Raw genomic sequence first — 15342 nt, forward strand, 5'->3', positions numbered from 1 at the left:
CGCTTGTTTCGTCTCCTTTTCGTTTCCTTTTCGTCTTCTTGTTTAAAGAAAACTTGATATCGTTGTCAATTTTGACACTATAAATTTCAATTTTGACATGGGCTTAAGGTAAGTGAATGAATATTTCCGTTGTTCAAAGCATGATAAATGCCGTCGACAAACCCGCCATTTTTATCGACACCCAGTATACTATTTTAGCGGTGAACCAAGCCTACCGTGAAACCTACGAAAACGAAGTAGTGCTAGGTAATAGTCGCTGTTTTGAAATATCCCACGGCAACACTAGCTCTTGCGATAATCACGACGAAGACTGCCCAATTCAAACCTGTATGCACACCCAAAAAGCAACCAGTGTGATGCATGTACATAATACCGAGTTCGGCAAAACCTATTGCGATATTTTAATGAAGCCCATTAAAGATGACGATGGCATCACTATTGGTTTTCTTGAAGTATTGGACAAAATTGATTTTGCCACGACCGAATCCCACAACAACAAAATGATCGGTTCATCCACGCCTTTTAAAGCCATGTTATCGAAAATTAATCGCGCTGCCAAAGCAGATATTTCGGTGTTACTCCATGGCGAAACGGGCACAGGCAAAGAGCTAGTAGCAAAAGCTCTGCACGACGCCAGCTCAAGGGCAACTAAACCTTTTGTGGTAATAGAATGTACTGGCCTAAACGAAAACCTGTTTGAGTCCGAATTATTTGGTCACGAAAAAGGGGCCTTTACTGGCGCGATTCAAAATAAAAAAGGCTTAATAGAAATCGCCAAAGGCGGCACAGTATTTTTTGATGAAATCGCTGATGTGTCTTTGAGTATGCAAGTCAAATTGTTACGACTCATCGAAACCAAAAGTTATCGAACAGTAGGTGGCACGCAACAGAAAAAAGCCGATTTTAGATTGATTTGCGCCAGTCACAAAAACTTATTTTCATTGGTGCATCAAGAGTTATTTCGTAAAGATCTGTACTACAGAATTGCAGGCTTCCCTATTTCTTTGCCCAATTTATCAGAGCGTCAAGACGATATCCCGGCACTGAGTCTACATTTTTTAGCCTCAGCTAAAACCCATCCCAAAACGTTAAGCAAGGCAGCTCTTAAAAAACTCTGTGAATATGATTATCCAGGCAATATTCGCGAATTAAAAAATATTATTGAACAAGCAACGCTGTTAACTGATGACGATGTAATTGATGTTCGCGACTTACCCGAACAACTCATCCACGGGTCAGCAGAAAAAGTAAGCGCTAACTTTTCTAACACATCCAATATCATCAGCCTAGAAGCGCTCGAATACCAATACTTAAATCAACTATGTGAACACGCCAGCATAGATATGGATGCCCTCGCCTTACATCTGGGGATCAGTGTTCGAACCTTATATCGCAAATTTCAAAAACATGGCCTTAAATACGAGTAACAAAGTGTTCCAAATTTTCAAACCTGAATGGCATTTTACTGAGTCGCACATCCATTTTGCCAAATTTGGCATTCCCTAAGACAAATTTGACAAGAAAGATTCAATCAACATCAAAAGCCGTAGTTGCGCTGATTTTTTTATTGATTCTGATCAACAAAAACAATGATCACACTTTACTTTGCAACACCTCAGCGCAATCATCTATCTAATTGAAAACATTAAGATAAAACTTAAAAAAACAACACAGAGAAACACATTCCATCTGTAATTTTGGCTCTTTTTTATGAGTTGACTATATTTGGAATGCTTTGTGCTAAACACTGTGTGTAAAAAAATTTCAATTCATGAATAGGTAACAATATGGAATTAGATCCCCTCATACTGTCACGAATACAGTTTGCGTTCGTGGTGTGTTTTCATGCTATTTTCCCAGTATTTACTATTGGGTTAGCGAGCACTATTGCAGGTTTTGAAACCTTGCACCTTAAAACGGGGAATCCGATTTGGCAAAAGTTGTCGAAATTCTGGATCCAAGTTTTTGCTGTAGTATTTGGAATAGGCGTAGTCTCGGGCATAGTGATGTCTTTCCAATTCGGTACTAACTGGAGTAACTTTTCTTACGCCACTGCCAACTTTCTGGGGCCCGTATTAAGTTACGAAGTAGTCACTGCCTTCTTCCTTGAAGCGGCGTTTTTGGGCGTGTTGTTGTTTGGTCGCGACAAAGTGCCACAAGGGGTGCATTTATTTGCGGCGATTATGGTGGCCACTGGTACCTTTATTTCATCTTTCTGGATCCTCGCTGCTAATTCGCTCATGCAGACTCCACAAGGTCTGGAGCTAATTAATGGCATGTATTATGTGACCTCTTGGAGCGACTCGTTATTCACCCCCTCTTTTGGTTACCGATTTTTACACATGGCATTGGCGTCGTTTTTAACCGCCTCGTTGGTAGTGGCAGGTGTGAGCGCGTGGTTTGTATTACAAAAACGTGAATTAGAAGCAAACCGTAAAGCGCTATCTGTTGCCTTATGGTTTTTGCTGGTATTAGCCCCAACCCAGGCAGTAGTAGGTGATTTCCACGGCTTAAATACCCTAGAGCATCAACCTACCAAAGTAGCCGCGATGGAAGGTAACTGGGAAACCAGTAAAGGTGTGCCATTGGTGTTGTTCGCCATTCCCGACAAAGAAGCACAAACTAATCATTTTGAAGTAAAGATTCCTAAACTTGCCAGTTTTGTACTCACCCACGATTGGGATGGCGAAGTACCCGGCTTAAACGAAGTCCCTATCGAAGAACAGCCACCAGTATTTGTGGTATTTTGGTCTTTTAGAGTCATGGTGGGCTTAGGCTTTTTAATGATTGGTTTTGCGATTTGGGGGCTGGTATTACGGGTTAAAAATAGGTACTACCAATCACCACTGTTTTTAAATGGCTTAAGGTTAATGAGTTTAAGCCCATTTTTAGCCGTACTTGCAGGCTGGGTCGTCACCGAATCCGGCCGCGCACCTTGGCTGATTTACGGCCAAATGACTCATGCACAAGGGCTAACTCCTTCACTAACTGGTGGTATGGCTCTGTTTACCTTAATAGGTTACATAGTGGTGTATTCGTTGGTGTTTAGCGCCGGTATTTATTATCTGTTAAAAGTATTCAGAGGCGGCTTAGAAAAAGCCAACGCACCTCACGAAATGGAAGAAATAGAACGCCCAATGAGACCATTCTCTGCGGCCCATGTTGCAATCGACGAGGAGGCATAATCATGGAAGCTACTTTTGATTTAACCATAATTTGGGCAGGTATCATTGGTTTTGGGCTGATGATGTATGTATTGATGGACGGCTTTGATTTAGGCCAAGGTATATTGTTTCCTTTTGCACCTGACGAAAAAGCCCGAGACACCATGATGAATTCGGTGGCTCCGGTATGGGATGGCAACGAAACATGGCTAGTACTAGGTGGTGCAGGCTTATTGGCCGCCTTCCCGTTGGTTTACTCAGTATTTCTACCGGCTTTGTATATTGGGGTATTTCTATTGCTGGCGGGATTGATATTTAGAGGCGTGGCCTTCGAATTTAGATTTAAAGCAAAAACCTCGAAGTACCTATGGAGTTGGTCCTTTTCGGTGGGTTCTACTGTTGCCGCCTTTGCTCAAGGTGCGGTAGTAGGCGCTTACATTCAAGGCTTTGAAACCACGGGTATGGTTTATTCAGGTGGGCCTCTCGATTGGCTCACGCCTTTTTCTGTGCTTACCGGTTTTGGTTTAGTGGTGGGATATGCCTTATTAGGTAGTACCTGGTTGATTATGAAAACCGAAGGTGAATTACAAGACTGGGCCTACAAAATCACACCTCGACTTTTAGCAGGCCTACTGACGGTGTTTGCCATAGTTTGTATTTATACACCTTTTGTCGACCCATTTGTAAGAACGCGTTGGTTCGACCACATCAGCGTTTTGTGGGTATTACCTGCCATGGCTCTGTATTGTTCTTATTTGGTTATCCGAGCGGTGAAAAAGAAGCAAGACGGCTTACCTTTTGTAGCCACAATGGGAGTATTTTTATTCAGCTACTTAGGGCTTTTAGCCAGTAAATGGCCTTACATTGTGCCACCTAAATATACTATTTGGGACGCGGCATCTTCGTATAACTCTCAGTTGTTTTTATTGCTTGGCTTTTTGTTTGTTATTCCAGTTGTGCTGGGTTACACCACTTGGACCTATTGGGTTTTCAGAGGTAAAGTCAAAGAAGGCGGTTACCATTGAGGGCAACTAACCACTGATGCCCCAAACCAATCAACAATCTGGGCAACAGCCAAGTCAACGACTCGAAGCAGCACAAGCTACAACGGGTCGTGTTTTTTTAAGTGGTTATGTACAACAGCAAAAAGCAAACCTATGGTGTGCGGTTGGCTGTGGTGCCAGTGCATCGCTATTGATGATTGTACAGTGGGTGTTATTTAGTTTTGCCGCGCATCAAATTATTGTCGAAAATGCCAGTTTTAAGCAGCAAGCTAATGTTTTACTTGTCATTTTAATGGCAATGCTTGGCCGAGCCTTTTTAACCCGTTTTCAAACCCATTTTTCGCTCATCGCCAGCACCAAGGTGAGAAAACACATCAGGCAAAAAATGCTGCAATATTGGCGAACCGCCAGCCCTCTTTATCTCAAACATACTTCTGCTGGCGCCTATGCCAGTCAATTTGTCGAAGACATTGAAGCAATGGATGGCTATTTTGCTCGCTACTGGCCGCAACAAGCACTGGCGTTAATATCGCCTTTATTTATTTTAGTGGTGGTGGCGTATTTAAACTGGCTCTGCGCCTTATTATTGCTGATATCCGCTCCGCTTATTCCTCTTTTTATGGTGTTAGTTGGCATAGGTGCTGAAAGACTAAATCAAAAATACTCCACTATTAGGCAACGTTTAGCCGGACATTTTTTAGATAGAGTAGCGAACCTATCAACTATCAACTTACTAGGTGCCAGCAATGAAGTGCTCCAAGAAGTAAAAGAATACAGCGACCGCTACCGCCAAGTCGTGATGCGCACGCTAAAAGTAGCGTTTCTGTCTTCTACCGTATTGGAGTTTTTTACCAGTGTCGCCATTGCGGCATTGGCGATTTATATTGGTTTTGCATTGTATGGCGCGATTACCTGGGGGCCAGCCGATAGCCTAACGTTATTCAGCGGATTGGCGATACTGATTTTAGCGCCGGAATTTTTTCAGCCTTTGCGTACCCTATCTCAATATTACCACGATCGCGCATCGGCCTTAGGTGCAGCAAATAACTTAGTCGAAGCATTTGAATTTGAGCAATATAACTCAAATACATTCAATGCCCCTAACTCAGCTACTGGCCCCACTATTCGTCCGCTCAGTCAATACAGCTTGGTGTTAAAAGACTTATCCATAGGGCACGCAGCAAATACACCCCAAGCCACTCACTTAAATGCAGCCCTTAATTTAGGTGATGTGTTAGTGGTGTCAGGGCAATCAGGTAGCGGTAAGTCAACTTTACTACATACCTTAGCGGGCTATTTACCAGCACTTGCGGGCTCTGCAATAACCCCCACCGACACAAAGGTAACTGCAGCCTACTTACCACAACAAGCCTGGATCAAAAACGCGAGTATCCGCGACAACTTGTTAGCTCTAGCACCCAACGCTAGCGATCAGGAGATGCTCGACGTGCTCAACCAGTTGGATTTAATCAACGAACTCAACATCCATCAACACGGATTAGATACACTGATTGGTGAACACAACCAAGGATTATCAGGTGGGCAAATCCAGCGTATCGCTTTTGCGCGATTGTTACTTAGCCCCAGCCCAGTGATGTTACTCGACGAACCCACAGCCAGATTAGATACAAAAAGTAAGGCCTTGATCATCAAAGCAATGAGATTACTGCAACCTTCTAGCATTTTGGTGATAGCCACCCACGATCCCGATGTGATTGCCCTTGCTAGTCAACATATCAACCTTGATCGTGCAGGGGCTTAGTCAGATGCTGTATTGGTTTAAGTTAATTCACCGCACCCTTGGCAATCGTTTATACATTGGCATTTTCTGGTCGTTTTTGACTATGTTGTCGGGCGTTGCTCTTTTGATGCTTTCAGGTTGGTTCATTACCGCAACTGCCTTAATCGGGATGAGTATTGCTGCAGTGATAGTAGTGACCTTTGATATGTATATGCCGGGCTCTGGGATCCGCTTTTTTGCTCTAAGCCGCACTGTAGGACGCTACGTTGAGCGCATGTACAACCACGACTCAATTTTGCGTTTAGTGGCGGCTTTTAGAGTGACCTTGTTTAGGCAGTTGTCAATGCTGCCAGCCAAGCAATTACGCGCCAGCTCCGACAGTGAATGGTTAAGCAGGCTAACCGCCGATATTGATGCCCTAGATGGCATATTATTACGCTATATCATTCCCCCCATTGCCGCGCTGTTACTAATTATTACTCTGTGTATTTTTATGGCATTTTATTGGCTTAATTTTGCGTTGTTTGCTGGTTTGGTGATGTTGTTATGTTTAGGTCTAACAGTGCGACTTAAAATTAAACATTCAAAAGCCGCTGGGGTGGCTTGTTCTAGTTTATTAAACCAAACGCGTGCCGCTATTATCGAACATATTCAAGGGGCATATGAATTACAAACTAGCCAATTAATGCAACAACACGAACTTGCCACTCATCAAGCTTTAGACGGTTTTTATCAAGCGCAACATGAGGTAAATAACAAACTTGGCAACTTCCAGCTGGTCCTAGACATCATCTTAAGTCTTTGTACTGTCGGTGTTATATCCATAGTGCTGTATATGGTTACTATCAATGAAATGCATGGGGGCATTGCTGTGATGTTAGTGATGATGAGCCTAGCAATGACTGAAGTGTTACAAAGTTTCCCAGCATTATTCAGTACATGGGGCAAAACTCACTACGCTGCAAATCGATTATTAACCTTAAACACGGCATCGCCTTTACCGCAACCAGATGACCATTTTAAGCTGTCACTGATTGACATCACAATTCACGATCACCCCCAAATTACCCTTAGTCAAAGTCAACCTATAAGACTTAAATTTGCTGCCAACCAAGTTATCAATATTCAGGGTAAATCGGGTGCGGGTAAGTCCACCATTGCAAACCTACTGATTGGCAGCGAGCCAAGTAACAAGCAAACAAAAATAATCGTCAATAAACAGCACGATTTATCTACCATCGCAGCCTCTACATGGCATAACACTGTGGGCTATTTACAACAATCTAATGCTATTTTATCAGGCAGTTTAGGGTACAACCTTGTTATCGGACTAACAGACGTCAGTGAAGATGCGGTATGGGACACACTTAAAATGGTGGAATTAGATAAATGGGCAAACTCACTACCCGAAGGCCTAAACACTTGGCTTGGCGAAAGCAACGGTAAAGTGTCAGGCGGTCAGGCCAGACGCATTTGCCTAGCTCGATTGATACTAAGACAGCAACCTTTGGTTTTATTAGATGAGCCCTTTAACGGCATAGATCATCAGATGGCAGCACGAATTTGGAATAATCTAAAGCCTTGGCTTAAAAACAAAACAGTAGTGTTACTCACCCACCACAAACCAGAATATTTAAACGCACTGCCAAACCTAATAGAAGTAAACGTAAATCCAAAGTAACTCAAGCCCTAAACAACGTCTTTCTTACTATCTACTACCCCCTATCTCCTATCCACTATCCCTTATGTACTATCTCCTATCTCCTATCTCCTATCTTCTATCTCCTATCCCCTTCCTTTCATTCCCAACTATGCTCAGTCAAATTAGCCAACATTTTTGACGAAATACGACTAAATTCGTCTAATTCCTGCGTAGTTAACCCAGATTTAAAGCTTTGCTCTAGCTGTTTTTCAAGCTTAACCAGTTGTTGTTGGATCTGTTTACCACTGCTCGACAAACTCAAAATTTGGCTGCGTTTGTCAAACTCGCTAGCGTGTTTCTCTAGCCAGCCTTTGTCTAACATATCTTTAATTAAACGAGCAATTTGTGCTTTGTCTCTACCTAATTGGTTCACTATGGCGTTAGCGGTGCACTGCGGGCAATTTGCAATAGCGTGCAAACACCTAACGTGCATACCATTTAGGCCTAGCTCATTGGCGTTCACCGCTTCTTTAATATGCATTCGATAAGCCTGAGCCAATGCGAAGATGTTTTCTCGTAAATTCATTATCACTCCCACATAGTTGACTTTATCAACCTTGCATGTATACTTGACTTTATCAACCAATTATAACAGCTTCCTGCTGTGTATTACCAGTTTTATAAGCGAGACCTAATATGAATCCAGTACGGCAAATGTTCAATAAAGTCATGAACCGAAAATTTCGTTCCACCCAAGTAGCTGAAATCCACCAGCTAACGCCACACCTAAAACGTTTCGTTTTGAGTGGCGATGATTTACATGATTTTCCCACCGACCAAGACGGCGCTCACGTTAAAATTATATTTTTAGCCGATGGCTCTCCTATCACCTCAAACAATCAACACGATGCCATTAAACGCTCGTACACTATTCGCGAATTTGATGCGAAGAGCCAACGCCTGACACTGGATTTTGTAGTGAACCGCCATCAAGGGCCTGCAACCCAGTGGGCACAAAATGCCAAAGTAGGCGACCCATTAACAATTGGCGGCCCAGGCACACGCAAGCTCACTAACTTTGAGGCTTCAAGTTATCTACTGATTGGCGACATCACCTCGGTGAACGCTGTGAATGGTTACGCCAAATTTATCTCATCAGAAGCATCCATCACCGCCATAGTCACAGTACCCACGGCCGATGATGTTATTGAGATGGATGGTGCGCAACAGGTTCATTGGCATATCGAAGACCAATCAACTCTGAGTCTTGAAGAATTGACGCGTACACTAGCAACCAAAATAAACAAAGATAGCCAAGTTTTTATGGGCCTTGAAGCCAGCCAACTCAGGACAATAAAAGGCATGTTACTCGGAGAACTCGACTTCTCACGCCTTAACATGCATGCCACAGGTTACTGGAAACAAGGAATGGACGCCGATAAATTTGGGGCAGACAAAAAGCGCAATCCGTTATAACCCAATCCGTTTTAACTAGTCGCGCTGTTTAGCACTGTTTCTACTTCAAAACTTCGTATTTATAGCATTATTGCGATTCTCTGATTGCTCGAACGAAATAAATGAATCTGATTTTACGAAGTGGGAAACAGACGTTTTGGATCTATACACACAACATAAATCGCATACTTAATTTACCTAATTGTTTGTTGCGTCTACTTTGTTAAGTTTGACATACTCAAGAAAAACACTACCCACTTACAGGATGTGAAGCGTTGAAAACATTGATATTCGTGTTGGTTGTAATCTTATTTAGCGCCGCTGCGCAAAGCCAATGCGAAAATGAAAAAATGCGTGTAGATAAATGGAACGACTCCTTGAGACATAAAGTTACTGAATTTGCTCGCAAACAGCACCGAAAAGCCAAAAAAGACTTTTTAGAATGTTTGCGACAACCTGAGAGTAAAGCATCAAAACAGTCACCACCACTGCGATCCAAGGCTAAAACGTCTCCTAAGAGCAACAACATATACGTACCCAAGGGCCATAAACAAACAAGCCATGTAACCGTTTCTGACTAAACCAATTTTAAGGGCAAAAAGAAATTAGCTTGGTATGACTATTTCCAAGAATCCGACCAATGTTTAGCGAACAGTAACGACATGAAAATATTCGTCGCCTGTGCAAAAATCAGAAAACAACAACTTAAACTCTTCAACGCCAGATGGAATGATCGAACACAAGAATTAATGCCATTGCTGGATAAAAATTAGCATGGTACAAATTGCGACAATAACGGAGCCTGTAAATGCGAGGTAAAGGAAAGCTAGTCAGTTGGAATGCAGATAAAGCGTTTGGCTTTATAGCGCCATTTGATAAAAGTAAAGATATCTTTATTCACAAAAGTGGATTCAATAACAAGGCCAGAGTGCCCGCAATTAACGACATCATCACTTATACCCTCTGTGTTGATAAAAATGGGCGTTCAAAAGCCATTGAAGCGACCTTTAGTGGCGAAAAACTCATTCAGAAATCAGCCGCCAAAAGTAATAAATTTTCTTTATATTTGGCGGCGTTTTTTATGGTAATAATCGTTGTTAATTGGTTGCTAGGTAAAATTCCACAAATGATTTTGGTGGTTTATAGCGTGTTAAGTCTGTTCACCTATATTGTTTATGCAAAGGATAAATCCAGCGCCAAAAAGGGAAACTGGCGAACCCCAGAAGTCACCTTGCATGCACTAGCTTTCGCCGGGGGCTGACCGGGCGCCGCATTTGCCCAACAACTATTACGACATAAATCACAGAAAAAAGACTTCAGGTTTGCATTCTGGGTTACTGTGATAGGAAATATTGTAGCGTTAGTGTGGTTAGTGAAACACAGTGGCTTGATAAACTAGAATCATCTATTGACTTCAAATAAAGTTTACTCTTCCCCATGATACTCCAGCCTCCTAGATACTCCCAGGTACTCGTAGATACTCCGTCATTCCGGTGTGCTTTTTAGCCGGAATCCATTTTTTTCTAACGACGGCTTTACCAAGCTTTGGCACCGTTGGTTATGCAATATCAAGCCTATCCTGTTGATCCATCGGTCCTGTTGACCCATCGCAACAATATAACGACCCCATTCACGTACTAGCTATGACAGTAACCTTTACTTAAAAACAAAAAACATTTGGGTGATACCTGTTTTACGAATAAAGTACTATGACGACAAACGTTAATTAACCATAAGTGGATAAAACATGATTAAAGTAGGTGAAAAATTACCCGAAGTATCTTTTAGTTTACGCAAGGCAGGGCAAGCAAGTAATCCCACTACTAGTGAATTATTTGCAGGTAAAAAAGTAGTGCTATTTGCGGTACCTGGCGCGTTTACGCCAACCTGTTCAGAGGCACATTTACCGGGTTACATCACCCTAGCCGATAAGTTACAGGCTAAAGGTGTTGACGATATCATTTGTTTGTCGGTCAACGACGCATTTGTCATGGCCGCTTGGGGTGACACCCAAAACGCTGAGGCTGTGACTATGTTAGCTGATGGCGGCGCAGAGTTTACCCAAGCGATTGGTCTAGAAGTGCAAACCGCTACCTTTGGCGGCGTGCGTTCAAAACGTTATTCAATGTTAGTAGATGACGGTATAGTGATGGCACTAAACGTTGAAGCTGCCGGCAAATTTGAAGTCAGTGATGCAGAAACTATGCTGAATAGTTTATAAATAACCTACTGACAATATTAACGATAATTTATAGGTAAACCAAGCCGCTAGTATTAGCGGCTTATTTGTATCAACAACTAAAGACTCTATTCTAGTAATTTAATTCTTACGTTCCTAAATTCGATAGGTTGACCTTCACTTTGTAGCCCAATATAGCCCGAGTCCAATGCCTTACCGCCTTGTGTAAACTCGGCTGCCGCACCTTTTACCGTTTGGTCATTCGCGTCAATTGTAGGGTTGCTATACACAAGTACCACTTCGCCATTAATAAGCTGTGTTATTTTGGAATCTTTCACAATTAACTCAGCCGTTACCCATTGATCTTTAGGCAGGGCTTTTTTGCTTGATTGTAAACAATGCTTCGGATATACCTTGCCATTAAATACAATGTTGGTACCAGGCGAACACATATTTCCAGTTGTGCGCTTACCATCACCTAAGTCTGCGAGGTATTGCATTTCTACCGATACCGGCCAATTTTGTTCTTTGTTTTGAGATCCAGCCGACTGGCTATGAAACATCACACCACTATTTAGCAAAGCGTAGCTAGGCGCATTGTCTTCAAATTCCCCACTAAAACGGTAATCAACGCTAAGGTGAAAGTTTTTAAAGGGGGTTTTGTAAAATATATGCCCAAATTCGTCGCTAAAGTCATATTGGTCATAACGCACTTTTAGCATTCCCTGCTCTACTCTGAAGGTATTGCCGTAGTTATGGCCCGCTTCATAATGATGAATTTTCACCGTCCAATCGTCTAAATCTTTGCCATTGAACAGGGTTATCCATTCGTCTGAGCTAGGCGTATTGCTGCACCCAAGTGTGAATAATATGCATAGAGTCATTAAAAATAATTTCATGGTCATTACGCTATGTACCTATTTTATAAATTGATTTTTATATATGAGCGCCGAACATTTAACCCTAATTTTCTATTACTTTCACTTTTTAAATCGCTGTTCAGTCTAATAAACGCAATTAATTTTGTTGTGGTGAAGGGCAATGTATTTTTTTTATGCTGTAGCCAGTTTCCAAGCTACTTGAAAAAGCATTGCAATCAATACAAAGCAACCTATCAAGAATAACCGAAGTCTCATTGGGACATAATTAGAACCAATATGCACATACGCATGAGCAAACCTACTCAACGCAAATAACCATGCTAAAACAATAGCCACTATGCCAACAGCATTGATACTGTAGAGCACCAAACAAAGAACGTAGAACAACACTGGAGCTTCAAATTGATTAGCAATATTGTTAGAAACCTTAATCACATCCTGCGGCCATACTTGATTGTTCAAAGCAGCCTGCTGGCGATTAACTGCCCCCGCTTTTACAGCCTTAGCTTTCCTCACTCCCAATATAATAAACATTATTAGGGTCAAAAATATTTGCGCTAGAACAGGCCAAATAATCTGGTTCGAATTCATTGGATCCCTCGTTGATATTAATCAGTAAATAGTGCGTTTAGATCGAGGCGTAGGCCTCTTCGCAACCACTATACAGCTTGGCTAAAATACAAGCTGCTGTTAAAATGGACAGCGTCAGTATGTCGAACAAAATGGACAGTGTCAATTTGAAAACAAAACCCAAACGTAGCGCAGGACAAAAGCACGGCGATCTCAGAATGGCACTACTTAAAGAGGGATTAGCAATACTCGATATTCACGGAATGGAGGGTGTCACTATTCGCGCCGTGGCACGCAACGCAAATGTAGCCCATTCCGCTCCCGCCAACCATTTCCCAACAAGACGAGCAATGCTGACCGCCATAGCTACAGTAATTTTTTCTGAGCTCGCAGATCTAACCACCGAAGCAATAAGCAAATTAGCGGATAAACCCGAACAAGCTATTCAAGCCTTCGCTGAAACCTGTTTCCAATTTGCTTTCGACACTCCAAATCGCTATCAACTGCTCTGGCAACGCGGGCTAATCGATCAAGACGACCCCAGTCTGGCTAAGGAAATGGATCGCGTCTATTCGGCACTACTTTCACTTCTGCAACAAGACAAAATAAACCACCGAGTAGACATCGAGACCGATGCCATTGCAATATGGTCAATGATCCACGGTTACATAAGCATGCGACTAGACGGAAACCTTGTGGCTGCAGAAGATACAATGACAAATCTTCCTCGACACAAGGCCATTATGCTGTCGCTTATTGATGGTATTTACAATCGTAAACATTGACCCGCACCCAATGTGAGACAATTGAATCTATGGACATTAGAATATGGCGCACCGAAATAAAAATAGAAGTCCAATTAATACAATTTAAAATAACGTTGTTCTGGCCAAATGATGTTCATTGTTCTATTCCAAAATTTAAGACGCTAAAGGGTATTTTGATATAGTTGGAATAGCTACAACCTATAAGTTGAATAACGCCGCCATCGACTAACGATAATTGAAACATCGGGAAAAATTAATGTGACGGCTCAGTTAAGTATTGATATTTCAATCGGCAAAGACGATGCCATTGTATTTTGCCCTTCCCACGCATGTATGCGAATCAATTATTTCTGAGAATGAGTAGATAAACTTAAATGCGATAGAAACTAGTGGCCACTCCTCTCAAAATGACATCCACAAAGTGGGCTCTAACGCCTTGTATGACGTTGCCATTTTTATGAGCGAACATTACTCTAAATAGTATTTAAGATAGCTGACTTGTTTTAGTCGTAACCTCAGTAAGAATCATGATGTAACCGATTGCATTTTATTGGGATAGTGCATTGAGATCGCAATATTTATGTGTATGATACCTCTCAAATTAAATTAAAATCACGATGATATGCCTACTCATACCAGAATCGAATCAATTGATATTTTACGTGCCTTAACGATGTTATTTATGCTTTGGGTGAACGACTTTTCCACTCTAAGTGAAGTCCCCAAATGGCTTGCCCATGGTCCAGCAGGTGAAAACTATATCGGTTTTTCTGATCTTATCTTTCCACTTTTTCTATTTGTTGTTGGCATGAGTATCCCCTTAGCGTTACAAATAAGGTTAGATAAGAATCACAGTTCCTGGTCGATTACAAAACACATTCTAATTCGAGGCGCATCGCTTTTGTTAATCGGTGTTTTTATTGTTAATTATGAAATCGCACACAACGCAACTATCGTTTTTGGCTCTCAGTGGTGGGGCTTTATCATGGCACTGGGGGTAGTGCTGATATGGATTGACTGGCGTAAAAGTCCAATTGCCCAAAAGTTCTATCTACCAATACAGTGCATTGGCGTGTGTTTACTGGTTTTTCTGGCTTTTGTTTATAGCGGCGGGGAAAACGGTGAACTAGGCATGCGTACTCACTGGTGGGGAATACTTGGTCTAATTGGCTGGGCATACCTTGCTAACTCACTACTTGCTTTGATTAGCCGCAATAAATTGCTCATCTCGATTGTCTTTTTTGTTATTTTTAATATTCTTTCAATTCTCAATTTTGCGGGCCCACTGAGCGAATTGCCCGGGGTGCTTAGCTATTTTGGAACGGTACTTCAAGGATTTATCCCAACTTTCACCGCGGCAGGCGTTGTATCCACCTTACTCATTCAACACTTTAGACAAAAAAGTCAAATTCTTACTTTTTGGATACTGCTGTTGTTTGCGGCTATAAATATACTGTATGCATTCTTAATGCAGCCCTACTATTGGATGATTTATAAACTGGGCGTATCCATTGCGTTTTCCATTATTTGTTATGCAATGCTTTATTTTCTGGTTGAAATTAAAGGCTTTACCAAATGGGCCTCGTTCTTTACTGCTGCCGGTACAGCTACTTTAACCTGTTACTTAATCCCCTATTTTTACTATCCCATGAGGGAGATTACCGGTCTAAGGCTTCCGGATATGTTAAACAGTGGCAGCATTGGTCTACTTGTTTCATTTGGGTACGCTTACCTAGTTGTATTGCTCGCTAGCTACATGGAAAAGTCAGGTTTTAAGCTCAAGTTATAAAATAAGAGCTGATAAAACAACGGTCGCCTAATGATCAATGCATTCCCGCAGCGACTCATGCGACCGAATGAATATGACTGTCTTGATAACTTACAACACCGTCATTCCGGTGTGCTTTTTAGCCGGAATCCACCCTGTTAAAACAGTAAG

Annotated in this window: 14 protein-coding genes; 11 read left to right on the forward strand and 3 right to left on the reverse strand. The window is 41.9% G+C overall.

Annotation, left to right across the window (positions count from 1 at the left end):
• Positions 1-116: 116 nt before the first annotated feature.
• The 5 genes from ABJK37_RS22570 to ABJK37_RS22590 all read left to right on the forward strand — a co-directional run bounded on the left by ABJK37_RS22570 (position 117) and on the right by ABJK37_RS22590 (position 7590).
• Positions 117-1427 carry a sigma 54-interacting transcriptional regulator gene (locus tag ABJK37_RS22570; RefSeq protein ID WP_348358526.1) on the forward strand — a complete coding sequence of 437 codons (1311 nt, stop codon included), beginning with the start codon at positions 117-119 and terminating at the stop codon, positions 1425-1427.
• 360 nt (positions 1428-1787) lie between these two features.
• The gene (locus ABJK37_RS22575) at positions 1788-3185 is read left to right on the forward strand and encodes a cytochrome ubiquinol oxidase subunit I (protein ID WP_348358528.1); all 1398 of its coding nucleotides are present in this window, start codon (positions 1788-1790) and stop codon (positions 3183-3185) included.
• Positions 3186-3187: 2 nt separating this feature from the next.
• Positions 3188-4189: a cytochrome d ubiquinol oxidase subunit II gene (gene cydB / locus ABJK37_RS22580; RefSeq protein WP_348358530.1), complete on the forward strand. Its 1002-nt coding sequence runs from the start codon at positions 3188-3190 to the stop codon at positions 4187-4189.
• Positions 4190-4205: 16 nt separating this feature from the next.
• Complete coding sequence (gene cydD / locus ABJK37_RS22585) at positions 4206-5930, forward strand: thiol reductant ABC exporter subunit CydD (protein ID WP_348358532.1); 1725 nt, start codon at positions 4206-4208, stop codon at positions 5928-5930.
• Positions 5931-5934: 4 nt separating this feature from the next.
• Entirely contained in the window at positions 5935-7590 is a 1656-nt protein-coding gene (locus tag ABJK37_RS22590; RefSeq protein WP_348358534.1) for an ATP-binding cassette domain-containing protein, read from the forward strand.
• 118 nt (positions 7591-7708) lie between these two features.
• On the opposite strand, the gene ABJK37_RS22595 is transcribed toward ABJK37_RS22590, so the two are convergent.
• Positions 7709-8137 (reverse strand): MarR family transcriptional regulator, encoded by a 429-nt coding sequence (locus ABJK37_RS22595; protein ID WP_348358536.1) that lies wholly within the window; start codon positions 8135-8137, stop codon positions 7709-7711.
• 110 nt (positions 8138-8247) lie between these two features.
• Here ABJK37_RS22595 and ABJK37_RS22600 point away from each other — a divergent pair, with 110 nt between their 5' ends.
• The 4 genes from ABJK37_RS22600 (at position 8248) to ABJK37_RS22615 (ending at position 11227) form a co-directional block, all read left to right on the forward strand.
• Positions 8248-9027, forward strand: coding sequence for a siderophore-interacting protein (locus ABJK37_RS22600; RefSeq protein ID WP_348358538.1), 780 nt, complete (start codon positions 8248-8250; stop codon positions 9025-9027).
• A gap of 254 nt (positions 9028-9281) precedes the next feature.
• Complete coding sequence (locus tag ABJK37_RS22605) at positions 9282-9587, forward strand: hypothetical protein (RefSeq protein WP_348358540.1); 306 nt, start codon at positions 9282-9284, stop codon at positions 9585-9587.
• Between the two features lie 227 nt (positions 9588-9814).
• Positions 9815-10267: a DUF1294 domain-containing protein gene (locus tag ABJK37_RS22610; RefSeq protein WP_348358542.1), complete on the forward strand. Its 453-nt coding sequence runs from the start codon at positions 9815-9817 to the stop codon at positions 10265-10267.
• A gap of 486 nt (positions 10268-10753) precedes the next feature.
• Positions 10754-11227, forward strand: coding sequence for a peroxiredoxin (locus ABJK37_RS22615; RefSeq protein ID WP_348358544.1), 474 nt, complete (start codon positions 10754-10756; stop codon positions 11225-11227).
• An 86-nt stretch (positions 11228-11313) separates the two neighbouring features.
• Here ABJK37_RS22615 and ABJK37_RS22620 read toward each other — a convergent pair whose 3' ends face one another.
• Both ABJK37_RS22620 and ABJK37_RS22625 read right to left on the reverse strand, forming a co-directional pair.
• A complete protein-coding gene (locus tag ABJK37_RS22620) occupies positions 11314-12084 on the reverse strand; it encodes a DUF1080 domain-containing protein (RefSeq protein ID WP_348358546.1) in 771 nt (256 codons plus the stop codon).
• A gap of 153 nt (positions 12085-12237) precedes the next feature.
• Entirely contained in the window at positions 12238-12657 is a 420-nt protein-coding gene (locus ABJK37_RS22625; protein WP_348358548.1) for an MAPEG family protein, read from the reverse strand.
• Positions 12658-12776: 119 nt separating this feature from the next.
• Between ABJK37_RS22625 and ABJK37_RS22630 the strand changes: the two genes are divergently transcribed.
• Together ABJK37_RS22630 and ABJK37_RS22635 are read left to right on the forward strand one after the other, a co-directional pair.
• Complete coding sequence (locus ABJK37_RS22630) at positions 12777-13421, forward strand: TetR/AcrR family transcriptional regulator (RefSeq protein WP_348358550.1); 645 nt, start codon at positions 12777-12779, stop codon at positions 13419-13421.
• Between the two features lie 604 nt (positions 13422-14025).
• The gene (locus ABJK37_RS22635) at positions 14026-15192 is read left to right on the forward strand and encodes a DUF5009 domain-containing protein (RefSeq protein WP_348358552.1); all 1167 of its coding nucleotides are present in this window, start codon (positions 14026-14028) and stop codon (positions 15190-15192) included.
• The last annotated feature ends 150 nt before the right edge of the window (positions 15193-15342 follow it).

Origin of the sequence: Paraglaciecola sp. (assembly GCF_039964565.1) — a bacterium.
Lineage (GTDB): Bacteria > Pseudomonadota > Gammaproteobacteria > Enterobacterales > Alteromonadaceae > Paraglaciecola.